The sequence below is a fragment of the Streptomyces sp. NBC_01508 genome (genome assembly GCF_045040315.1).
Classification (GTDB): domain Bacteria; phylum Actinomycetota; class Actinomycetes; order Streptomycetales; family Streptomycetaceae; genus Streptomyces.
The window spans coordinates 5,925,035-5,947,963 of sequence record NZ_CP109419.1 but is presented as its reverse complement, the minus strand read 5'-3'; the positions used below and the strand labels follow the sequence as shown (position 1 = coordinate 5,947,963).

Sequence of the window (22,929 nt, the reverse complement as noted above, 5' to 3'; positions counted from 1 at the left end):
TCACGGAATTTCGGGCCGGTTAACGGCCAAACGCATCAATTCCGAAAACAGAGAAGCCCGTGCCCCGCCCTGGTTTCCCAGGGGAGGGCACGGGCCGTTCAAGCGGCTGTCACCAAACGTTCAGCTCAGGCGCCGGTGCCGGGAGGGGCACTAGTCATCCGTGGGTACCGACACGGTGGGGACCGTCGCCTGCTCGGCCGCCGACGTCTTCTTGGCCGCCGACTTCGTGGTCGTCTTCTTGGCGGTGGTCTTCTTCGCGACGGTCTTCTTGGCCGCCGTCTTCTTCGTCGCCGCCTTCTTGGCCGTGGCCTTCTTGGCGGTCTTTCGAGCCGCCTTCTTGGCCGGAGCAGAAAATTCCGCATCGTTGTCGTCGGATTCGGCCGACTCCGAAGCCGAATCCACCACCAGGACCGCCGCCTCCTCGGCACCCGCCGGCGAACCGGCCGGGGCCGACGCCTTACGGGTCGCCCTGCGGCGCGCCCGCGGCGGTGCCGCCTCGGGCGTGTCGCCGGTCGGCGCGTCGGTGGCGGGTGTGTCGGTGGCGGACTCGGCCCGTACGGTCTCCGGCTCCGCCGCGACGGGCGGTGCCGACTGCTCAGCGGGCTCGGAGGGCTGCTCGGAGTCGGCCGTCTTCGGCGATCCGGCCGGGGCCGACGCCTTACGGGTGGCCCGGCGGCGGGTACGGCCCTGCGGAGCCGCCTCCTCCACGCGCGCCTCGGGCTCGGACACCGGGACCGGCGCCTGCGCCGGCTCCTCGGCCCGTTCCGTCGGCACAGCCTCGGCCTCGGGCTCGGGCCGCGTCGACCGCGGCGAACCGGCCGGCGCCGACGCCTTGCGCGAGGCCCGGCGGCGCGAACGCCCGCCACGGGCGGCCGTCTCGGCCTCCGCGACGCTGCTGTACAGCTCCTCGTCGGGCACGAACTCGGGCGAGGACAGCGCCACCGGGGCGGCGACCTCAGCCGCCACCTCGGCCTCGGACTCCGTCTCCGGGTCCGTCAGGCCCTCGGCCGTCTCGTGCTCGTGGTCATGGCTGTGGTCGTGGTCGTGGTCCGTGCCGGACCCGCCGCGGCGCTTCTTCGCGCGCTTGCCGTTGCCGCCACCGCCGACGTTGCCACCGCCGCCTCCGGAGCTGGTCGGCTGCTCCATGTGGACGATCACGCCACGCCCGTTGCAGTGGACACAGGTCTCGGAGAACGACTCCAGCAGCCCCTGGCCCACCCGCTTACGGGTCATCTGGACCAGGCCCAGCGACGTGACTTCGGCGACCTGATGCTTCGTACGGTCCCGGCCCAGGCACTCCAGCAGTCGCCGCAGCACCAGATCCCGGTTCGATTCGAGCACCATGTCGATGAAGTCGATGACGACGATGCCGCCCAGGTCGCGCAGCCGCAGCTGACGCACGATCTCCTCGGCCGCCTCCAGGTTGTTCCTGGTGACGGTCTCTTCGAGGTTGCCGCCCTGACCGGTGAACTTCCCGGTGTTGACGTCGACCACGATCATGGCCTCGGTCTTGTCGATCACCAGCGAACCGCCGCTCGGCAGCCAGACCTTGCGGTCCAGCGCCTTCATCAGCTGCTCGTCGATCCGGTACGAGGCGAAGACGTCGACCTCGCTCGTCCAGCGGTTCAGCCGGTCGGACAGGTCGGGCGCCACGTGCGCCACGTAACCGTGGATCGTCTGCCATGCCTCGTCACCGCTGACGATGACCTTGGTGAAGTCCTCGTTGAAGATGTCGCGCACGACCCGGACGGTCATGTCGGGCTCGCCGTAGAGAAGGGTCGGGGCGTTGCCGCTCTTCGCCTTCTTCTGGATGTCCTCCCACTGCGACTGGAGGCGCTCGACGTCGCGGCGCAGCTCGTCCTCGCTCGCGCCCTCGGCGGCCGTACGGACGATGACGCCCGCGTCCTCGGGGACGATCTTCTTCAGGATGGTCTTCAGCCGCGCCCGCTCGGTGTCGGGGAGCTTGCGGCTGATGCCGGTCATCGAGCCCTCGGGGACGTACACGAGGTAACGGCCGGGAAGCGAGACCTGGCTGGTGAGGCGCGCGCCCTTGTGGCCGATCGGGTCCTTCGTCACCTGGACGAGGACCGACTGGCCGGACTTGAGCGCGGTCTCGATCCGGCGCGGGCCGTTGGCCATGCCCAGCGCCTCGAAGTTGACCTCACCGGCGTACAGGACGGCGTTGCGTCCCTTGCCGATGTCGACGAAGGCGGCCTCCATGGACGGCAGTACGTTCTGCACCTTGCCCAGGTAGACGTTGCCGACGTAGCTGGTGGCCTGCTCCTTGTTGACGTAGTGCTCGACGAGCACGTCGTCCTCAAGGACGCCGATCTGGGTGCGCTCGCCGTTCTGGCGGACGACCATCACCCGCTCGACGGCCTCACGGCGCGCCAGGAACTCCGCCTCGGTGATGATCGGCACACGGCGGCGGCCCTGCTCGCGGCCCTCGCGGCGGCGCTGCTTCTTCGCCTCCAGACGGGTCGAGCCCTTGATGGACTGGACCTCGTCCACGCCCGTACCGGGCTCGGTGTCCTTCGTACGGCGCTCGCGCGGCTCGCGGACCTTGACGACCGTACGCTCCGGGTCGTCCACGCCGTTGTTGCTCTCGGCGTCGGAGCCACCGTCACCGCTGCGACGGCGCCTGCGGCGACGCCGGCGGCTGCTGCTGCTTCCGCCGCCCGACTGGTTGGCGGAGTCGTCGTCGTCCTGCTCGTCGGAGTCGCCTTCGGCGCCGGTGTCGGCGCCGTCCTCGTCCTCGGCCGCGTGCTTCTTGCCGCGGTCCCGGTCCCGATCCCGGTTCCGGTCCTCGGGGGCTTCGTCGGACTGCTCGTCCGACTGCTCGTCGGCCTCGGCGGACTCGCCACGGCGGCGGCGCCTGCCGCCCCTGCGACGGCGGCGCGACGGACGGTCGAAGTCGTCGGAGTCGTCCGACTCGGACTCGTCGCCCTCGGCGGACCGCTCGGTGTCGGGCTCGTCGTCGGCGTCCCGCTCGGCAGCGGTGGCGGGGGCCGGTGCGGGCGCGGGCTCGGGCTCGGCGATGTCGGCGGACTCGCCGCGGCGACGGCGCCGGCGGCGGCCCGAAGGCTCGGGGGCGGGCGCGGCGACGGGCTCGGCCGTCGTCTCGTCCTCGATGTCGAGATCGTCCTCGTCCTCGACATCACCGGCGGCGGCCATCGCGGCGGCCGTCTCGGGGGTCTGGAACATCGGCTCGGCGAAGACGGGCGCCTGGAAGACGGCCACGGCGGGCCGGTTGGCGCGCCGACGCGACCGCTCGGGCGCGTCGGTCTCCTTGTCCTTCGCGGCGTCCTTGGCGGCGGACGGGCCGGAGCCGTTGCGCTGCTCGGCCTTCGGCTTGGCCTTGGGCTCCGCCTTCGGTTCGGCGGTGAACTCCGGCGAACCGCCGGCCCTGCGGCGCGTACGGCCACGGGTCGCGGCCTTCTCGGCCGCCTCGACCCGCTCCTCGTCGGCGGTGATCTGCGTGACGGCGGCCGCGGGAAGCGTCTCGCCCGGCACGGTCACGTCGCTCTCGGCGTCCGTGTCCGCGTCGGCGGGGCGGGGGGTGGTGGCCGGTGCGGTCACCTTCCGGGTCGCCCGGCGGCGGGCACGCGGCGGCGCGGCCTCGTCGGCGACCGGCTCGGCCACGGGCTCCGGAGCGGTCTCGGCCGCGGGCTCGACGACCGGCTCCGCCACACTCTCGGCGGGCGCGGCGACCTTACGGGTGGCCCGGCGGCGGGCACGCGGCGGCGCGGCCTCATCGGCGACAGCGGCCTCAGGGGCGGCCACGGCCTCGGCGGCGGCGGGCTCGACCACGGGCTCGACCACCGGTTCGGCGACCGTCTCGGCGGGGGCGGCGACCTTACGGGTCGCCCGGCGCCGGGCACGCGGCGGCGCGGCCTCATCGGCGACAGCGGCCTCAGGCGTGGCAAGGGTCTCGGGGGCGGCGGGCTCGGGAGCGGGCTCGGCCACGATCTCGGCGGAGGCGGTGGCCTTACGGGTCGCCCGGCGGCGGGCCCGCGGCGGCGCGGCCTCGTCCGCCGTGACGGCGTCGCCGTCGGCGCCTGTGGTGGCGTCCTCCGTCACGTTCGCCGTGACCTTCGCCCCTTCGGCGGCCTCGGCCGCCGCGGACGGCGGCCCCGCCGGACGCGACGCGGCGCGGCGCCTGCGGCGCGGCGGCAGCGTGTCGCTGGGGCTGTTCAGTTCTTCTTCGGTGACCCGGTTCGTACCGGGTTCGTTCTGGGACATGCGGGCGGTTCTCCCGTCACGCTCCCGGGCGCCACGCCTTGTTCCGGTCCGGCCGCGGCCCGCGCCAGTGCGCGAATGCCGCCGTCCGGGGCGCGGGCGCCGCACAGGAGCTGTTATGTCTGGGTCGCCGGTTCCGTACGTACGCGTTTGTACGTACGGCCTGGCGAAAGTCTTCGTGGTCGGCGCGCTGCCCGACCCGGGTGGCTCCCGAGGCTGTTTTCAAGGGCTGCGCTACAACAACCGTCCCTACGCGGAACCTGCACCTTCCGGCGCCTTCGCGGCGGCGGGTCCGGCGGCCGTGGACAGGCCTGCCGTGACTGCCTCGCGGTCGGGCGCGAGCGGGTCGGTCACCGTTCCGGACTCCTCGTCGAAGAGCCCCTGCGCCAGCCTGGTCACCGCTGCGGGGACCGGCGGCGCCAGGTCGGCCACAGCTCGGAGACCGGAAAGGACGTCGTCGGGTCGAACGGCGGGTGTCATGTGCCGAACTACCAGCCGCAGTATCGCACAGCGCTCACCCTGCGGCCTATCGGCCTGTGGAGGAAGGGTCCGCAGGTCGACCACGGCTTCCCGGGTGTCGAAGGTCCGCATGCCGTTCTTCGCACGCCGTTCGACCTCCACCACCTCGGCGGCGAGGAAGGCGGTCACGGCGTGCTCGGCCCGCTCGCGCTCCACCCCGTCGAGCCGCAGCTCCCACACGGACGCGGTCAGCCGGTCGGCGAGACCCGATGTACGGGCCTCGACGGCGTCGATGATGTCGAGCCCGTTGGGCAGCGACTCGTCGAGCAGCTCGCGCAGTGAGTCGGGGTCGCGCGGCGCCGCGAGGGCGATCTCCAGATACTCGGCCTCGCTGCCCGTGCCGGTGGGTGCGGCATTGGCGTAACTCACCTTCGGATGCGGCGTGAAGCCCGCCGAGTACGCCATGGGGACGTCGGCGCGCCGCAGTGCCCGCTCGAAGGCGCGCTGGAAATCGCGGTGACTGGTGAACCGGAGGCGGCCACGCTTGGTGTAACGCAGTCGGATGCGCTGCACCGCCGGCGCGGGCGGTGGGCCTTCGGGCTGTCGCTTGCCCAGTGGTTCTTCTCCTCGCTGCGGGGTGCGCGCGGTGGCGCACACCCTCTTAACGCGCGGCCGACCGGGCGGTCGGCCCCGGAAAACCCGGCTCACACCTGCTTGCGCAGGGAGATCTCGGGTGCGGGTACCGCGCCGGGGACGGTTGTTGTACTACCCAGCGTACGCGCCCCGTCGACCGGTGCGTCCACAGGCTCGGCCGAGCGGGGAGGGCCGGCGAGGGCGCGCCACGCGTCGCGGCGGGCCTGCCGGACCGTTTCCCCGGCGGTGCGTAGCGCACTCCTGGCCGCCCGGCCCGCCTCGGTGGCGGCCTTCTTGGCCGGGGCCCAGACGTAGGCGCGTACGACGTGACCGACCGGCGTGCACACGGCCCGGTAGAACCAGCCGACCGGCCGCCCGATCAGGATCCGGGCCAGCCAGGTCACCGCCCGGCCGACCGCGCGGGAGATGTGTCCGGCGATCCGCCAGGCGACGCCGATCGCGTCGGCGATCTCCCGGCAGACGGGGACGAGGACGGTCCGGTGGAGCCGGCTCAGCGGGGTGACGAGCAGGGTGACCAGGAGGGTGTCGACGAGCCGGACGGTGCCGCGTCCGAGGGGGGTGAGCAGCCGTTGGTAAAGCCACACCACCGGCACCACGAGCCCGTAGCGCACCACCGGCACCAGTACATGGCGCCACAGCGCGACCCACGGCCACACGAACACCGCCTTGCCCAGCCACACCAGCGCCACGCCCAGCACGCGCCCGGTCGGCGTGACCAACGTCTCGTACAGCCAGGAGCAGACGAAGCCGACCCCGTGGCCGATCGGGGTGAGGACGCTCCCGTACAGCCACACCACCGGCACCACGAATCCGTACCACGCCACGGGCACCACCACGTACCACCACAGCGCCACCCACGGCCACACGAACACCGCCTTGCCCAGCCACACCAGCGCCACGCCCAAGGCCCGCCCGAGCGGGGCGAGCAGCGTCCCGAAGAGCCACGAGCAGGCAAGGCCGATACCGCGTCCGACCGGCCGGAACACCGAACGATGCAGCGCCCGCGCCCCGGCCGCGAGCAGATCCCACACCAGGCGCACCGGAACGACCAGCACCAGCACGACGATCCGGACCGGAATCCGGACGGCGGTGGTCAGACACCCCTCACCCGGCTCGTACCGCTCGGGTGCCGGCGACCCCGCGGGCGTCTTGTCCAGATCCATGCCCCTCATGACGCACCCGACGTGCGCCCGGCTCCCGGATCGGGATGTCCCATCACATTCGTGCCCGATTCGAGACCGGCACGAGCCAGGCCCGTCGATGATCGGGAACCGGACAGCGGCCGCGAGCCTGGCGCCGAGCCGGGACGTGGCCAGTTGATCAAACATCCGACTCACATCGCGCAAATACCGCACCGCACCCGTCAACTGTCGGATGCGAATCGGCAGCACACCGAAGCAAACCGCCCAAAAGTGGCTTTTTTCGCGATCGTTCGTAACTGTCCGTATCGGATCTGTTGCGGCGAGTCACAACCCCTCTACGGTCATAGCGGCATCAACGCCGTACACCTGGAGGATTCGTGACCCCTTTCCGCAAGCGCCTGACACTGCTGGGCTCGACCGCCGCGCTGGTCGCGGGGGCCCTCGTGCCGACGCAACTCGCCGGGGCGGCCCCGGCAACCGCGGCGGCGGCGTACGAGTGGGTGGCCCTGGGCGACTCGTACACCGCCGGGGTCATCCCGGCCGCGGGCGAGGTCTTCGAGGTCCCCCGCGACGGCTGCGAGCGCACCGACCTCTCCTATCCGCAGGTCATCGACCGCGACCTCGGCTCGCTCATCGAGCTGACCAACGTCAGCTGCGGCGCCGCCACGATCGAGGACATCACCTTCCGGGCCCAGAACCCGATCGGCCGCCATCTGCCGCCCTTCTCCGAGGACCCGGACTACCCGTTCCCCCCGGTGCCGCCCCAGTCCGAGGCCGTCAGTCCCGGTACCGACGTGATCACCGTCGGCGTGGGTGGCAACACCCTCGGGTTCGCCGACATGCTCTTCACCTGTCTGCAAGTGGGCTCTGGCAGCGGCGGCGTGGGCACACCGTGCCGGGACGAACTCGCCGACAGCGTCCCCGATCGGCTGTCCAAAGTGAGCAAGGAGTACGGCGAGATGCTCGCCGCGCTCAAGGAGAAGGCCCCGCACGCCAAGACCCTGGCCGTCGGCTACCCGACGGTCGTCCCCAACGACACGTCCAAGTGCCGGTACAACGACTGGGAGCAGTTCGCCTCGATCACCCCGGGCGACCTGGACTGGCTCCGTGACGACGTGCTGGAGCCCCTGAACAAGGTCATCGAGAAGTCCGCCGGCAACCACGGAGCGTCCTTCGTCGACCTGTACGACTCCTCCCGGAACCACAGCGTCTGTGACTCCGGCAAGTGGGTGGAGGGCGTCTTCACCGAGTTCCCGTCCGAGGTGGCCTTCGTCCACCCGAACGCCAAGGGCCACCAGAACGCCGCCGAGCACGTCTCATCGGCCCTGCTGAACGCCCTGGGCATCAACTGACCCAAGCAAGCCGCCTCCGGCCCATCGGCCGGAGGCGGCTTGTCTCCCGGCCTACTTCACGACGGTGAGCGGCAGCAACTTCTTGCCCGTCGGGCCGATTTGAATGTCCAGGTCCAGCTGAGGGCAGATGGACACATGGCTAAATCCATCGCTACTCTCCGAGCCATGAAGACGTACGACATCGACGCTGAGTGGACCGCTGCGGACCTGGCTCTGCTTAAGGAGCTGAAGAAGGCGGAGGCTCTGCTTCCTGCGGACGCCCCGCGCGCTCTGCTCTCTATCCGCCTGTCCGTACTTACCGAGGACACCACCTCGCCGGTGCGGCAGGAACTCGACCTTCGCCTACTGGCCAGGGACAAGGGGTACCGCGTCGTCGGCGTCGCTTCCGATCTCAACGTCTCGGCAACGAAGGTTCCACCGTGGAAGCGCAAGGAACTCGGCGAGTGGCTCAACAACCGATCACCCGAGTTCGATGCTCTGCTCTTCTGGAAGCTCGACAGATTCATCCGCCGCATGTCCGATCTCTCCACGATGATCGAGTGGTGCCAGCGGTACGGGAAGAACCTGGCCTCGAAGAACGACTCGATCGACCTTGAATCCACTGTCGGCCGGATGATGGTCACGCTCATCGGAGGCATCGCCGAGATCGAAGCGGCGAACACGTCAACCCGCGTGGCTTCACTCTGGGACTACACGCGGACTCAGGACGCGTGGCTCGTGGGCAAGCCCGCGTACGGCTTCGTCACGACGAAGGTGAACGGAAGATCGGCCCTTGCCATCGACCCTGTCGCACAGAAGGCGTTGCAGTGGGCGCGCCGCATGGCGCTGCGGGGAGTGTCCGCCCGGCGCATGGCTGTGTGTCTCGTCCGGTCCGGACTCATGTCCGCAGGGCTCACCACGACGACTCTCCTCCGTCGCCTCCGCAACCCGGCACTCATGGGTTACCGAGTGGAGGAGAACAAGAACAAGGGTGTGCGTCGCTCCAAGCTGATCCTCGGACACGATGGCAAGCCGATCAGGGTGGCCGAACCGATCTTCACTGAGGACGAGTACAACGAACTGCAAGAGGCCATCGACCGGCGCGGCAAGAACCAGCCCCAGCGTCAGACGCACGGCGCGACGCAGTTCCTCGGCGTACTGGTCTGCGCCGACTGCACGTCCAACATGACGGTGCACGTCACGTCCAACAAGTTCGGCCAGTACCGCTACCTCCGGTGCCAGAAGTGCAAGAGCGGGGGACTCGGCGCACCGGACCCACAGGGCGTGTACGACGTCCTGGTGGGCGATGTGCTGCGGGTGCTTGGCGACGTCCCCGTGCAAGTCCGCGAGTACGCCCAGGGTGCTGAAGCTCGCGCCGAGGTGAAGCGGCTTGAAGAGGCCATCGCCTACTACATGAAGGGACTTGAGCCGGGAGGCCGCTACACGAAGACGCGGTTCACTCAGGAGCAGGCAGAGAAGACGCTCGACAAGCTCACGGACGAACTGAGTGCGATCGATCCCGAGACCACACAGGACCGATGGACTCTCATCCACAACGGGAAGACGTTCCGTGAAGCATGGGAGTCCGGAGGGATGGAGGTCATGGCTGAGGACCTCCGCCGCGTGGGCATCACGTGCGAGGTCACACGCACCAAGGTCAAGGGCGTGCGTGCGCCCTCCGTACATCTGCGTCTGAAGATTCCCCGTGACGTACGCGAACGTCTCGTCATCAAGAGCGACGACTTCGCAGCGAAGCTCTGACAGCAGGGACAGGGAGGGGCTCGGCTTGACAGCCGAGCAACCCGCCACGTAGGAATACCTCCCCACTCTTTGACGGAGCGGGGACCGTAGCTCCCACCGTTCAGCGGTGGTAGAGCTGGCCACTCCGCGAGAGGCCGCGATCCCGAGGGGCTCGCAGGGACGTCGAGGGACTCCCGAAGCGCAGGACGGAACTGCGCGACTTCCAACCGCCGAGCCGTGGCTACGTGCTGCGCTCCATCGACAGGAGTCGCGAACCCTTGATCATCACGAGCGAAATCGTCTGGACCTGCGAGGCGTGTGCGTCGCCCCTCATCGATGGACACGCCCACACCTGCGGCCCCAACGACGGGAGCCGCGACCGGTGACTATCAGCTTCGGTCATGACCGCCCGTGGGGCGGGGTCTCTCAGCATGAGTACCGGCGCATGGCGCAGGACCATGGGCACCCACTCGCGTACCGGGTCCACTTCGCCGCCATCGGATGGGCCGACCGCCACGGACACGCCGCGTTCGAGCCGGGCCGCCTGGCCGCACTGCTCGGCAAGGACGGCAAGCGGCTATCCGACCAGAGCACCCGCAACGCGGTAGCACGCGCCAAGGATCTCCACCTCATCTCGCCCCGTTCCGGCGCGGCCTGCCTGGTGCTTCCGCCTCACCTGTTCCAGAAGGCCAAGGGTGCGCCGGTACCCTGCCGCGTCCACCAGGACAGGTGACCGCACACCACGCGTGTAGTCAGAGCACGCCTGGCGTGTGCTCATACAGCACCTGACCTGCACGAACGTTCACGCCCTCTCTTATCTATTTGGCTCCAGTGCAGTGCGGCCCCCTCCGGGGCCGACAAGGCGTAGCCCCTTGGCTCTACGGCGAACGGAAGCAGGGCGCGGCAGCGCCCACAAGGCAGGGCAGCGGCGAAGGGATAAGCGGCAGGCGGCGGCTACGCCGCCACAGTCCGCAGCCACTACGACAGAGCGGCCCGCAAGGGCCGAAGGAAGAAGCCCGGGAAGCAAGCCCAGTGGGGCGCTGCCACGCCCCCAGAGAGCTTGCCCGCAAGCAGTAGGGGCCTACTCCTTTGGCCGCTACGCGGCCACCTGTCGCAGCCACCTGAGGCAGGGCCAGTCAGCCCATATTCCTTGCACTCTTCCGCCGTCGCCCAGGCGGCAGGCGCAAGCCTGTGACCAGGCGCTACCCCGCAGCCGGCCGGACCTGAGAGCCCACCTGGGAAGGTCTGGAACCGTGGCACGATCTGAGCTGCTAAGACTAGGCGGTGCGAGCTTGCCCCTTTCGGGGGTCATCCCCCACCCCCTCGCCAGCCTGCTTCGACGGGCGTAACCCGAGCGGTCCGGTCGGCGTTGTCCAGACCGTGACAAGGGATGAGTGGATCGCTTACTGGCTTGCTCGCGCGCCGAGGCTTGGTGAAGAGCAGCTCGAAACAGTGCTTCGGCACTTCGGTATCGAGCGCACCCCGGGCGGTGAGTGGCGATCGACCGGCGTCGCTAAGAGTGACCAAGGCCATGCGTCTCAATAACCATCGATAGTGAGACGGTCTGCCACCGTCCCGTCGGTGTCCGTTTCGCTCCCGTCTCGCCGTCTCATAACCCGTCTCAAAAGATCCGCCTCATCACTGGCTTTCGAGACACGTTTATGAGACGGTCCTGTCATGACGAAGACGATCACCCCGGCCGAACAGGTCGAGCGCCACGACTGCCCGAAGTGCCAGGCACCCGCAGGAAGCCCTTGCCGTACCGGCGCGGGCAAGGTGGCAGCGAACTACCACACAGGCCGCTTCGCTCTGGTGCCCGCGCTCAAGGCTGAGCTGACCGTGAAGACTCCGGCCGACCGCAACCCCGGTAAGGCATGGGCGCAGGGCGCAACCGTGGCACAGGCACCCGAAGGGACGCCGGGCGCAGCGATCCGGCTTGGCTACGCTCGTTGCTCGACCGTGGGTCAGGAACTCCAGTCCCAGTTGGACGCGCTTGCCGGGGCGCAGTGCACCCGCGTGTTCTCGGAGAAGATCAGTACCCGTGTGAAGGAACGCCCGGAGCTGGAGAAGGCGCTCACGCTGGCACGCGAGTTCAAGCAGGCAGCACCTAACCAGCCGGTCATCCTGACCGTGGTCGAGATGAAGCGTCTCGCTCGCAGTGCGGCAGAGCTGATGTCCCTGTCCTCCGCCCTTCAGGCGGACGGCATCCAACTGGAACTCCTGTCCGGTCCCCTCCAGGGTGTGTACGACCCGAACGGGGCGGGCGCGATCGTGTTCGCAGTTCTCGCCGTCAGTGCGGAGGTCGAGCGGGAAGGCATCCGGGAGAAGACGTTGGAAGGCTTGGACGCTGCGGCCCGCAAGGGCAACCACGGAGGACGCCCGACTGTGGTGGACGACGACAAGCTAGCCGTGGCCCGTGCCCGGTACGCCAAGGGCGAGAGCGTGAGCGCCATCGCTAAGGCGCTGGGGATCTCCCGCGCCACTCTGTACCGGCACATCGGCGAGAGCGCCTGAGACGGACCTCTGCCCCTGTGTGCGGCGTGCCGCGCAGGGGCAGAGACTTCCGCACCAAAGGCCCCTCCCCGTCAGGCCGTGACTTCGGAGTGAGCCGGTACCGGCGGGCGAACGCCCGTCAGGATCTCCGCGTGAGCGAGCAGACAGGGAGCAAGGTCCGGGTACCAGCCACGGGCGACGGCTTGCAGCATCTCAGCCAGGGCCGCGAGTTCTCCGATTCGGCCGGCTGGACTGTCCAGGATCGAAGCGAACCTTTTCCGGATGCGGTCCGCTACGCCCGGCACCAGCAGGCTGTTCGCGTGGAGTAGACCCGCGTCGAAGCCGAGGGGCACCCGCCCCCACCGCTCCCAGTCCAGCAGGTTCATGGGCACGACCGTGAGGTTGCCCCAGTGCAGGTCACCGTGCCCTGTCATCCGCTCCACCTTGGCCGGGGCAGGGATACCGAGGAACAGCGGGAAGGCGCGTTCCATCCACTCGTCCCGGACGGTGACCCTCACTCCGTCCGCTTCGCTCAGCGTGCCGAGTGCCTGGCACAGGTCGTCCCACCATGCGTCAGGCAAGCCGGGGTCGCGGTCCAGGTCCGCCCGGTCCGGGGACACAACGGGTTGTGCCACGTAGTCGAAGGCTTCCGCCTCGAACGCCCACTCGCTGTCAGTCCAGTCGTGCACCGCGTGCAGGCGTGGACGCGGGACAGCGTCAGACACCAGCAGGGATGCGCCGACGATGCCCTCCCCCTGCATCCGGCCCGCGTTCCTCAGAGCAGTGCGGCTCACCCGTAGCCACCGGTCCCCCGCTCTCCGGCCGAGGGTGACCCCTTGGAACCCCCACGCCAACGGGCCAGTGCACGTCAGGGCCAGAGCCTTCGCCGCCCGGTCGTGGGCGGCTTCCATCAGGGTCTGTACGTCCTCACTCGGAGGAGAGTTCATCGGTCACCTTCCTGAGTTCTCCGGCCGTCAGAGAGGCAGCCAGAGCTTTCGCCGCATCGTCCCAGTGCTCGCGGGTGCTCGCCGAAGTCAGGACCACATCGAGGCCGGGGCACGATCCGGCAGCCAGCAGGGCAGCGGCTGCGGGCGACAGGCCGGGGCGGATGAAGTCCACCAGTTCCGGTGTCATGGCACTGAGCAGTTCGCCGCCGTGCAAGGGAGCAGACCCGAACGTGATGAGCCCCGCGTCTTTCGCGTCCATCAGCGGTCCAACCCCGTTGAGCGCCCGTCTGATCAGGTCGTCCATGATCAGGCTGACCGGCATCTGCAAGCCCGTGAGGTGGTGCTCTACCGAGCCCGCTGCCTCTCGGGCCAGGCCGAGCAGCTCGGGGACCGTGAACGCTTCGGAGGTCAGACCCGACCACGTAGCTACCCCGTAACCGCCGATCCGGCCAGCCTGGGAGTATTCCTCCAGCACGGCGAACGCTTCCCGTACACGCCCGTGTAGAGCGGAACGGTCGAGGCCGTGCCCGTGGTGCTCAGGGTTGTGCACGAACACGATGTCCGCCCGGCCGAGCACGGCCAACGAACGCTCCGTCTGCCATCGAACGAAGTGCGGAGCGAGGCTGTGCCCACAGGCGGCCTCTTCCTGGCTGAGTACCCTCTCCGCCTGAGCGGCGTGCCCTTGCTTGCCCGTGAAGAACCCCGTCTTCGTGGATACCCGCACGGTCGGGTACGTCCGGAGTACCGGGCGCAGCGCCTCGTGTGCGTAGCCGTGGGCGTAGTTGGGTGCCGTGTCCACCCATGGGCTACCCGCAGCCAGGGCGGTACGTGCCGCCTGACCCACGGCACGCACGCGGTACGTCCCCAGGGACAGCACGGCCGTCACCGCTCTGACCCCACGACCGCGACGACGTGCCCCTCTATGAGGGCCGAGACAAGCTCGGCCATGTCCTTGACCTCCAGTCCCGCACGATCGGCGATGTCCCCGAGCGTGACGGGCGCACCGGCCAGCAGCGCACTCAGGGCAGGTTCGGCCGACTCGGCGAAGTCCCAGGCGGTACCGGCCGCCGAGAGCGTGACCGTGCCATGTGCGCTGTTCGCCGTCAGGCGGCCCCGGGCAGTGGTCACCTTGACCGTGATCCCCCGCTGTGCTGGCAGCCCTTCCACGTAGGGCAGTGAGGGGATCGCGTGACCCAGGTCTGTCGTGTCGATGGACTCCGCCCACCGCTCCACCAACCGAGGGTCCGCCATCATGTCGAGCACCTCACCGCGCACGGCCGCGATGAAGTCCGACTGTTCCGCCAGGGGCAAAAACCGCGGGACGTCCTTGCGCAGTGAGAGGGACGACCGGAGCTGATCCACGACCCAGATCATGAGGTCCGCGCCCGTGTGCGGAACCATGCCGAAGGTCAGGTGTAACGACTCCGTCCCTTGGTCTGCGGTGACCGCGTGCCACCAGCCGCGCGGCAGGTAAAGCACGTCACCAGGGGACAGAACGATGTCGGCTACGGGGTCGCCCTCGGGTGTTTCGGGAGACTCCACGTCCCGGAAGGTCGGAGCCTCTCGGGTGGAACCGTACAAGCGCCACCGCTTCGAGCCGTGAACCTGCACGACCACCACATCGTGATCGTCCCAGTGCAGGCCGAAGCCCTCCCGGTCGGTCCAGGACGCGTACGCGTTGGCCTGCACGGACGTGCCGAGGAACCGTTCGAGACCTTCGGCAGCCGCACCCACCGCCGGGTGGATCTTCTCTACCGAGTCCAGAACCAGCGATGCCCCGTCCCTGAGCTGGGTGTGGAATTCCGCCGGCTGGATACGGGACCAGCTCACCGCGCGACGGTTCGTGGTCGGGATCGCGTAGCGATGAAGTGGGACCATCTCGCCGTCGAGCGACAGGCGCAGCCGGGGCGGCTCAAGGCGCTGCGAAGCGATGATCCGATTCAAGTCGTCGAAGGAGAACAGGCCCGCCGTATCGGCGGTGCCAGGGAAGTGCGCGTAGGAGCGGTGGTACGTCTGGGCGAGGAACGCATCCCCACCCAGACGCCCCGCCCACGAAGCCGCATCAAGCATCGTGGGCTACCCCGCTAGTCGTTGCCGTCGGAACGGCCACTGGTGTTGTCGGACTCCTGCTCGGTCCGCGTCCTCGCGGCCACGATCTGCCGCTTCGCGATGAGCAGGCCACCCCCTACGGGGGCCGTCGAACCGGTGTTCTCTTCCACCATCGGACTTACCTCTCTACTCGGGAACACCCGCCGGGAATCCGGCGGGGAGTCTGGGAAGGCATCAGCCTCACGGCAGCTACCGCATGGCGATGACTCCGGCCACAACCAGGGCGGAACCACCGAGGACCATGGCTAGGTAGAGCGGGCCCGCGTACCGGCCTACGTGGCGCAGCGTCCACTTCGCTCCCGGCATCAGTGCTCTGTGGGCACGCGGAGTGCCGCCGCGATCTGCTCGACCGCGTCAGCGCGGATCATGCCGAGATGGACGTACGCGCCTCCGCTGTGGGTCACTACGGGACGCACGCTGCTCCACACGCTTTCGTGGATACCCAGAGCAGCGAGAGCCGCACGCAGGGACTCAGCTGCCTCAGTGGCCTTAGCGCGCGAGTCTCTCCAGGTCTGCATCTCCATCAGCCAGCCACCGACCTAGGGCAGCCGTTCGCGTGGCGATACGTGGTCAGGGGCGACCCGGACGTCCGATCAAGGACGATGCGACGGGCAACCTCCAAGGGCTCCAGAGGGCGCAGGCACGCGGCACAGTCCTGCCCCGCAGGGGCATAGGTCACGTACTCCAGCGCACCCCGCTCCGGGGCCTCCTCGCTCACCCTGACCATGTCGCCGCCTCCGCCTGACTCGGTGTGCAGACGACGCTAGGGACCTACGGGCATGCGGCTCTACCTTGTTGCACGCTGTTGCACGGGATCACCCGAGCGTGGAGAGCGCGTCACGGATCAGACCCTTCGCCGGCTCGCCCCGCACGGCCACCCGTGACAGCTCAGCGAAGGCGCGTAGGTAAGTGTGGATCTCTCCCGGAGTGGTCAGGTTGATCTCAGCTGTCAGCGTCTCCACGGCTACCTGCTGATCGTCGAAGGAGTAGAACGCTTCGAGCGGCCACACCGTTCTACGGGCGTGCTTCGGGATGATGCCGAGCGCCACGTTCGGCCGACGCATGACAGTGAGCAGATGCTCAAGCTGGTCCCGCATGGCTTCGTCATCGCAGACCCGATAGTGGAGAACTGTCTCTTCGAGGAGCAGCGCGAAGCGGTGGTCACCCTCACGGATCACCCGCGACCTGTCGAGCCTGGCAGCCACCGCGTCAGCCACGTCATCCGGTGTGCCCTGAAAGGCCGTGATGGCTCTCAGAAGCCCTGTCGCGTACCCGGCGGTCTGGAGCATGCCCGGCATGACGTTCGAGGCGTAGACGCGGAACGAGCGGGTGCGCTGGTAGAGCGGGACAGTCTGCTCATGGACACGGCGCATGCCGTCCTTGTGGATCTGCCGCCACTCGACGTACATGGACTCGGCGTTCCGCGACGCGGCGATGAGGTCAGCCGCCTGGCCGTCCGCTCCACAGGCCGAGCACCACGCCCGGATGTCCGCATCCGAGGGAGGCGTGATCCCCCGCGCGATGCGGGAAGACTTCGCCCGGTGCCAGCCGCACCGAACGGCCAGCTCATGACCAGACAACCCCGCGTCCTTCATCAGCCCTTGCAGGCGGGAGGCAACCGCCTGACGCGCGGCTTGGGCACTGGAAAGCGGAGAGGTAGGCATGAGCTGGCCGGTCAGGAATCAGACGGTGTACTTCTCGTGCGGGATGCCCCGCTCCCACACCGCCTCGAACGCCGACGCGCACAGCTTGGCTACGGCCGCGTCCTCCGTCTGGTCGGTGTGGACCCACCTGCCGACGCCGTCGAAGACGTTGAACTGAACAAGCCTGCCGTCGAACAACCAGAAGTCGTTGCCCGGCAGGGCCAGGTCCGAAGCGCTGCGCCGGGGCAGCCAACGGATCTGCTCTCCGGCCGCCACGTTGGTGAACGTGCCGGAGTGCTCGAACGCGATGTAATCGCTGACAGGCTCCGACACGATGCGGGCACGCCGGATGACGACACCCTTGGCCGTGACCTCCTGAACGAGGTCAAGCCACGGACGCCACCAGGAACCCCGGTCATCCGGGTCCAGCCGGTGCCCCTCCTGCCACGCCGCGAAGCCTTCGATCTCGTTGTCCACGCCGTACCCGTCGCGCATCTCAAGATGCACCGCTGACTCTCGCACCGACCTGATGAGGTCAGAGAAGTCAGTCAGACTCTGCGACACGAAGCGCCTCCCTGAGAAGCGGGACCATCCGCTTCGGAACCCTGATCACCGACTCATGCCCAGGGATCAGAACATCCTGCGAGCTTTCCCCCGTGGTCTGCTCGTCTGCTGTCCACCCCTGGATCACAAGATCCTTCGACTCCTGGTCCACCCACACAGCAGGTGATCCGTGATCTCCGGACTCAGGATCTTTACCAACGAACCGTAAGGCCATGAGGTCCCTCCCTGTCGAGCGCGTTGCGCCTGGTTGCACGACCCTCACCCTGCCGGACTGTGCTGGTCAAGGGGGCGTGTTCACCCCAGCCGGTCAGGGGCGGTTGCGTCCCAGGGAGGGCACGCAAAAGGCGTCCGGCTCTGTGTCGGGCCGGACGCCCCCTACCTACCTACACCCACTCCACGGCCGAGACGATGCGCCCGCCGTCTTGCCGAGGGGCAGGGAGCGGCGTTCGCCGCAGCGTGCGCGAAGCCTGCTCACGCTCTCTCGCACCGAGCCCTCGAAGGATCTCGGCCCGCTCCGCATCGGTCATGCCCGCGAGCGACTCAGCCATCCGCCGGACAGCATCTGCGCTGGTCACGAGGGTTTTACCACCGTGAGCGGGAGCATCTTCTTACCGCTCTCACTCAGTTGTGGCCATGTGTCGAACTGCGGGCACACGCCGCAGTCGAAGCACGGTGTCCAGCGGCAGTCCTCGACCTCGGTCTCGTCGAGCGCGTCCTGCCAGTCCTCCCAGAGCCAGTCCTTGTCGAGACCGGAGTCCAGGTGGTCCCAGGGCAGGACCTCCTCGTAGGCGCGCTCGCGGGTGGTGTACCAGTCGACGTCCAGGCCGACCTCGGGGAGCGTCTTGGCGGCGGCGGTCATCCAGCGGTCGTAGCTGAAGTGCTCGCGCCAGCCGTCGAACCGGCCGCCGTCCTCGTAGACCGCGCGGATGACCGCGCCCACCCGGCGGTCGCCGCGCGAGAGCAGACCCTCGACGATGCCGGGCTTGCCGTCGTGGTAGCGGAAGCCGATCGAGCGGCCGTACTTCTTGTCCGCGCGGATCTTGTCGCGGAGCTTCAGCAGCCGCGCGTCGGTCTCCTCGACGCTCAGCTGCGGCGCCCACTGGAACGGGGTGTGCGGCTTGGGTACGAAGCCGCCGATGGAGACGGTGCAGCGGATGTCGTTCTGGCCGGAGACCTTGCGGCCCTCGGCGATGACCTTGACCGCCATGTCGCCGATCTGCAGGACGTCCTCGTCGGTCTCCGTCGGCAGCCCGCACATGAAGTAGAGCTTCACCTGACGCCAGCCGTTGCCGTACGCGGTGGAGACCGTACGGATCAGGTCCTCCTCCGAGACCATCTTGTTGATGACCTTGCGCAGCCGCTCGGAGCCGCCCTCGGGGGCGAAGGTGAGGCCGGAGCGCCGGCCGTTGCGCGTCAGTTCGTTGGCCAGGTCGACGTTGAAGGCGTCGACGCGGGTGGACGGGAGCGAGAGGCCGATCTTGTCTTCCTCGTACCGGTCGGCGAGGCCCTTGGCGACGTCGGCGATCTCGCTGTGGTCGGCGGAGGACAGCGACAGCAGGCCGACCTCCTCGAAGCCGGTCGCCTTGAGCCCCTTCTCGACCATCTCGCCGATACCGGTGATGCTGCGCTCGCGGACCGGCCGGGTGATCATGCCGGCCTGGCAGAAGCGGCAGCCGCGTGTGCAGCCGCGGAAGATCTCGACGGACATCCGCTCGTGCACGGTCTCGGCCAGCGGTACGAGCGGCTGCTTCGGGTACGGCCACTCGTCCAGGTCCATGACGGTGTGCTTGGAGACCCGCCACGGGACGCCGGACCGGTTGGGGACGGTACGGGCGATACGGCCGTCCGGCAGATACTCGACGTCGTAGAAGCCGGGGACGTACACCCCGCCGGTCTTCGCGAGCCGCAGCAGCAGCTCCTCGCGACCGCCGGTCCTGCCCTCGGCCTTCCAGGCCCGGATGATCTCGGTGATCGTCAGGACGGCCTGCTCGCCGTCGCCGATCACGGCGCAGTCGATGAACTCGGCGATCGGCTCCGGGTTGAACGCCGCGTGGCCGCCCGCGAGCACGATCGGGTGGTCGACGGTGCGGTCCGCCGCGTTGAGCGGGATCCCGGCCAGGTCGAGCGCCGTGAGCATGTTGGTGTAGCCCAGCTCGGTGGAGAAGGAGAGCCCGAAGACGTCGAAGGCCGAGACGGGGCGGTGCGCGTCCACGGTGAACTGCGGGACCCGGTGCTCGCGCATCAGCGCTTCGAGGTCGGGCCAGACGCTGTACGTGCGCTCCGCGAGGACACCCTCGCGCTCGTTCAGGACCTCGTACAGGATCATGACGCCCTGGTTGGGCAGCCCGACCTCGTACGCGTCGGGGTACATCAGGGCCCAGCGGACGTCGCACTCGTCCCAGTCCTTGACGGTGGAGTTGAGTTCACCGCCGACATATTGGATCGGCTTCTGCACATGCGGGAGCAGAGCTTCGAGCTGTGGGAAGACCGACTCAACAGCAGACATCACGGCGACTTTCGTGGGCTGACGGGCTGACGGGGTGACGGGGTGACCATCCAGGCTACCTTGACCACCACCCACCCCTCACCGCGCGAACGCGGCCTCTCGCGCCGCGGGCGGGGCGTTGACCGGTCGCGCGGCTCGTCGGCCGCGCTTGTGCTCAATCGCCGGGCGGGCTCAAAAGAGCCCGCCCGGCGATTGCGGACGAACCGGCCACCGGACAGAGCCGGTGAACCTTTCCTGGCCCTCGCGGCCTCTCGCGAGGCGCACGCCGGCGCTCAGCCCGCCAGCGCCGTCCGCAGCCTCCGCTTCGCCGACTGCCGCCAGACCCGGGGCAGTTCGCGCTCCCGGTCCGCCGCCCGCGCCTCTTCCTCGCCGTACAACAGGCCCCAGGTGAAGGCGGACTCGCCGGCGGCGTGCGCCTGGATCGCGAGGTCGCGCAGGGCGTCGCGGGCCACCACGCTGTCCTGGTGGTCGCCGAGCACGCCCTGCACGGCCTTCATCCGCGTCGAGAAGCGCTTGGCGGGCTTCCCGAGGGCGGGCCGGGCCGCCTCGGCGGCGTACCGGACCCGCTTGGCGGCCTTGCGGGCGTCGTGCAGCGCCAGGTCGCGCTCCTCCCCCGGCGCGAGCGCCAGCGCGTGCTCGACCCGGCCCGCGAGGCGGTCGTAGTCCTTGACGATCGCCCGGGGCAGGGCCTTGGCCGGTTTCCGGCCGGCGCCGTCCAGCAGGGGCGGATCGGCGAGCAGCGCCTCCACGGAGTCCAGCAGGCGCAGATAGCGCGCGCTGTCGAGGACGCCGAGGGTCCTGGCCCGCGCGTCGGTGCGGCCCGCCGCGTCCCAGATCCGGAGCCGGGCGTGCACCGGTCCGAGCAGCAGGGTCGTGTCGTGGGCACTGACGCGTTCGGCCAGCCGCTCGGCCAGTACCTCCTGGTCCCGGTCGACGCCCAGCTCCCCGGCGAGCCACTTCAGCTCCGCGCCGATCGGCCGGGTGACCTCCCGGTCGAGCACCTTCTTGTACGTACGGAACGCGGACCGCATCCGCCGCGTGGCGACGCGCAGTTGGTGCACCGAGTCGGGCAGGTCGCGGCGGACGGCGGGGTCGTAGGAGACGATCGCGTCGGCCTGCTCGCGCAGATAGGCCAGTACGTGGTCCCCGGCGGTGGCCGGTGCGCGCTTCGATGCCGCCCTGGCCCGCTTCCCACCGGCGGGCGCGGTCTCGGCCAGTGCCCTGGCGAGCTTGGAGGCGGCGGACGCGGGACGTACTCCCGCCTTGCGGAGCACCTTCTCCACGGCGTCGAGCAGCGCCGGGTCGCCGTCGTCGGCCAGCTCGACCTCGATCTCGGTCCAGTCGGCCGTACCGCCGCCGGCGGGCAGGCGTTCGGCGCGGACGGAGTCCACGGCCACCTCGGCGAGTGTCCGGCCGGCCCCGTCGACCAGCAGGCGCAGGTCGCGTGCGGTCCGCAGCCGTACGACGGGGGTCAGTTCCGCGCTGCGGACCCGCGAGCGCACCAGTGCGGCGAGCTCGTCGGGGAGGGTGTCGGAGAGCGGTGCCTGGATCTCGTCGCGCACGCCGGCGCCGACGGGGAACTTGAGGTGCCAGCCCTCGTCGGCGCCGCCGGTCCGGCGGCGGAGCGTGAGGGAGTCGGCGGTCAGGCGCAGGTCCGGGGTGTCGTGGTAGACGGCGTCCAGCTCGGTGACGCCCTCGTGGGTGACGGCCGAGACGGCGCGGACCTTGGTGAGGTCCGGCAGGAGGGATCGCCCGGGTGGCTCCGATCCGCTGCCACCGGCCATCGACCGCTCCGGGAGAGCGTACTTGCGTTCGATCTCACGCTTTGTGTCAGCCATCTTCACCAACGTAGCCGCAGGGGCCACCGAGCGGCAGCCCCCGCGACGGTCGAACCGGCAGATCAAGCCGACATGGGCCGCTGCACCCTGATCGACTGGAGCAGGCCGACCGCGATCCAGACCGCGAACATCGACGTGCCTCCGTAACTCACGAACGGCAGCGGCAGCCCCGCCACCGGCATGATCCCGAGCGTCATCCCGACGTTCTCGAAGGACTGGAAGGCGAACCAGGCGATGATCCCGGCCGCCACGATCGTCCCGTACAGCTCGGTCGTCTCACGGGCGATCCGGCAGGCCCGCCACAGCACCACACCGAGCAGCAGCAGGATCAGCCCGGCGCCGAGGAAGCCCAGCTCCTCGCCCGCGACGGTGAAGACGAAGTCGGTCTGCTGCTCGGGGACGAACTGCCCGGTGGTCTGGGAGCCCTTGAAGAGCCCGGTGCCGGTGAGCCCGCCCGAACCGATCGCGATCCGCGCCTGGTTGGTGTTGTAGCCGACGCCCGCCGGGTCCAGCTCCGGATTGGCGAAGGCGGCGAAGCGGTTGATCTGGTACTCGTCGAGCACCCCGAGCGCGGCGACCGCGACGGCGCCCACGACACCGGCGCCGACGAGCCCGAAGATCCACCGGTTGGACGCCCCGGAGGCGAGCAGCACACCGAGCACGATCACCGCCATGACCATCACCGAGCCGAGGTCCGGCATCATCATGACGATCACGATCGGGATGACCGCCAGGCCCAGGGACTTGGCGACCGTCCGGTGGTCCGGATGGACCTGATCACCGGCGTCCACTCTGGCCGCGAGCATCATCGCCATGCCCAGGATGATCGTGATCTTCACGAACTCCGAGGGCTGGAGGGTGAATCCGCCGCCGAGCACGATCCAGGCGTGCGCGCCGTTGATGGTGGCGCCGAGTGGGGTGAGGACCAGCAGCACGAGCACGACGGAGACGCCGTAGAGCACCGGCACCGCGCCGCGCAGGGTGCGGTGGCCGAGCCAGATCGTGCCGATCATCAGGGCCACCCCGATGCTCGTGTTCAGTATGTGGCGGAAGAGGAAGTGGTACGGGTCGCCCTGGTTGAGATCCGTACGGTTGCGGGTCGCCGACCAGACGAGCAGCGACCCGACCGCCGAGAGCGCGAGCGCGGAGAACAGCAGCGGCCAGTCCAGCCTGCGCGCCAGGGAGTCACGGGCCGCGAGCGTGGCCCACCACCCGCGCTCGGGACCGTATCCGGAGACGGAGAAGCCGCTCGTGCCGGCCATCG

The 22,929-nt window shown here is 69.3% G+C and carries 16 protein-coding genes; 4 read left to right on the top strand and 12 right to left on the bottom strand.

From position 1 onward, the window contains the following. Window positions 1-150: 150 nt before the first annotated feature. From OG700_RS27595 to OG700_RS27585, 3 genes are all read right to left on the bottom strand, one after another. Window positions 151-4,242, bottom strand: a complete 4,092-nt coding sequence (locus OG700_RS27595; protein WP_405618109.1) for an Rne/Rng family ribonuclease — start codon at window positions 4,240-4,242, stop codon at window positions 151-153. 246 nt (window positions 4,243-4,488) lie between these two features. Beyond that, complete coding sequence (locus tag OG700_RS27590; RefSeq protein WP_405618107.1) at window positions 4,489-5,271, bottom strand: TIGR03936 family radical SAM-associated protein; 783 nt, start codon at window positions 5,269-5,271, stop codon at window positions 4,489-4,491. 131 nt (window positions 5,272-5,402) lie between these two features. Then, a complete protein-coding gene (locus OG700_RS27585; RefSeq protein WP_405618105.1) occupies window positions 5,403-6,515 on the bottom strand; it encodes a hypothetical protein in 1,113 nt (370 codons plus the stop codon). Between the two features lie 356 nt (window positions 6,516-6,871). Between OG700_RS27585 and OG700_RS27580 the strand changes: the two genes are divergently transcribed. From OG700_RS27580 to OG700_RS27565, 4 genes are all read left to right on the top strand, one after another. Continuing rightward, on the top strand, window positions 6,872-7,846 hold the full coding sequence (locus OG700_RS27580; RefSeq protein WP_405618103.1) for an SGNH/GDSL hydrolase family protein: 975 nt from the start codon (window positions 6,872-6,874) through the stop codon (window positions 7,844-7,846). Window positions 7,847-7,981: 135 nt separating this feature from the next. Beyond that, complete coding sequence (locus tag OG700_RS27575; protein WP_405622015.1) at window positions 7,982-9,586, top strand: recombinase family protein; 1,605 nt, start codon at window positions 7,982-7,984, stop codon at window positions 9,584-9,586. 424 nt (window positions 9,587-10,010) lie between these two features. Next, window positions 10,011-10,298 carry a hypothetical protein gene (locus tag OG700_RS27570; protein WP_258036404.1) on the top strand — a complete coding sequence of 96 codons (288 nt, stop codon included), beginning with the start codon at window positions 10,011-10,013 and terminating at the stop codon, window positions 10,296-10,298. A gap of 944 nt (window positions 10,299-11,242) precedes the next feature. After that, window positions 11,243-12,079, top strand: a complete 837-nt coding sequence (locus OG700_RS27565; RefSeq protein WP_383298668.1) for a recombinase family protein — start codon at window positions 11,243-11,245, stop codon at window positions 12,077-12,079. Window positions 12,080-12,150: 71 nt separating this feature from the next. On the opposite strand, the gene OG700_RS27560 is transcribed toward OG700_RS27565, so the two are convergent. The 9 genes from OG700_RS27560 to rodA form a co-directional block, all read right to left on the bottom strand. Further along, window positions 12,151-12,852, bottom strand: a complete 702-nt coding sequence (locus OG700_RS27560) for a hypothetical protein (protein WP_405618099.1) — start codon at window positions 12,850-12,852, stop codon at window positions 12,151-12,153. A gap of 133 nt (window positions 12,853-12,985) precedes the next feature. Continuing rightward, complete coding sequence (locus OG700_RS27555; protein ID WP_405622013.1) at window positions 12,986-13,849, bottom strand: aldo/keto reductase; 864 nt, start codon at window positions 13,847-13,849, stop codon at window positions 12,986-12,988. A gap of 38 nt (window positions 13,850-13,887) precedes the next feature. Then, window positions 13,888-15,075 (bottom strand): JmjC domain-containing protein, encoded by a 1,188-nt coding sequence (locus tag OG700_RS27550; protein ID WP_405618097.1) that lies wholly within the window; start codon window positions 15,073-15,075, stop codon window positions 13,888-13,890. Between the two features lie 14 nt (window positions 15,076-15,089). Next, window positions 15,090-15,227, bottom strand: coding sequence for a hypothetical protein (locus tag OG700_RS27545; protein ID WP_405618095.1), 138 nt, complete (start codon window positions 15,225-15,227; stop codon window positions 15,090-15,092). Between the two features lie 702 nt (window positions 15,228-15,929). After that, window positions 15,930-16,778, bottom strand: coding sequence for a helix-turn-helix transcriptional regulator (locus OG700_RS27540; protein ID WP_365911329.1), 849 nt, complete (start codon window positions 16,776-16,778; stop codon window positions 15,930-15,932). 18 nt (window positions 16,779-16,796) lie between these two features. Beyond that, window positions 16,797-17,321, bottom strand: coding sequence for a DUF6879 family protein (locus tag OG700_RS27535; protein WP_405618092.1), 525 nt, complete (start codon window positions 17,319-17,321; stop codon window positions 16,797-16,799). A 571-nt stretch (window positions 17,322-17,892) separates the two neighbouring features. Continuing rightward, window positions 17,893-19,827, bottom strand: a complete 1,935-nt coding sequence (locus OG700_RS27530) for a TIGR03960 family B12-binding radical SAM protein (protein ID WP_405618090.1) — start codon at window positions 19,825-19,827, stop codon at window positions 17,893-17,895. 272 nt (window positions 19,828-20,099) lie between these two features. Continuing rightward, window positions 20,100-21,665 (bottom strand): CHAD domain-containing protein, encoded by a 1,566-nt coding sequence (locus OG700_RS27525; protein WP_405618088.1) that lies wholly within the window; start codon window positions 21,663-21,665, stop codon window positions 20,100-20,102. 62 nt (window positions 21,666-21,727) lie between these two features. Then, complete coding sequence (gene rodA / locus OG700_RS27520) at window positions 21,728-22,927, bottom strand: rod shape-determining protein RodA (RefSeq protein ID WP_405618086.1); 1,200 nt, start codon at window positions 22,925-22,927, stop codon at window positions 21,728-21,730. Window positions 22,928-22,929 lie beyond the last annotated feature (2 nt).

Bases quoted from the DNA above. Each gene is read 5' to 3' on its own strand.
- rodA (WP_405618086.1), bottom strand. From the start codon at position 22,927: ATGGCCGGCACGAGCGGCTTCTCCGTCTCCGGATACGGTCCCGAGCGC.
- OG700_RS27570 (WP_258036404.1), top strand. From the start codon at position 10,011: ATGGCGCAGGACCATGGGCACCCACTCGCGTACCGGGTCCACTTCGCC.
- OG700_RS27595 (WP_405618109.1), bottom strand. From the start codon at position 4,242: ATGTCCCAGAACGAACCCGGTACGAACCGGGTCACCGAAGAAGAACTG.
- OG700_RS27585 (WP_405618105.1), bottom strand. From the start codon at position 6,515: ATGGATCTGGACAAGACGCCCGCGGGGTCGCCGGCACCCGAGCGGTAC.
- OG700_RS27540 (WP_365911329.1), bottom strand. From the start codon at position 16,778: ATGCCTACCTCTCCGCTTTCCAGTGCCCAAGCCGCGCGTCAGGCGGTT.
- OG700_RS27525 (WP_405618088.1), bottom strand. From the start codon at position 21,665: ATGGCTGACACAAAGCGTGAGATCGAACGCAAGTACGCTCTCCCGGAG.
- OG700_RS27545 (WP_405618095.1), bottom strand. From the start codon at position 15,227: ATGGTGGAAGAGAACACCGGTTCGACGGCCCCCGTAGGGGGTGGCCTG.
- OG700_RS27530 (WP_405618090.1), bottom strand. From the start codon at position 19,827: ATGTCTGCTGTTGAGTCGGTCTTCCCACAGCTCGAAGCTCTGCTCCCG.
- OG700_RS27575 (WP_405622015.1), top strand. From the start codon at position 7,982: ATGGCTAAATCCATCGCTACTCTCCGAGCCATGAAGACGTACGACATC.
- OG700_RS27565 (WP_383298668.1), top strand. From the start codon at position 11,243: ATGACGAAGACGATCACCCCGGCCGAACAGGTCGAGCGCCACGACTGC.
- OG700_RS27550 (WP_405618097.1), bottom strand. From the start codon at position 15,075: ATGCTTGATGCGGCTTCGTGGGCGGGGCGTCTGGGTGGGGATGCGTTC.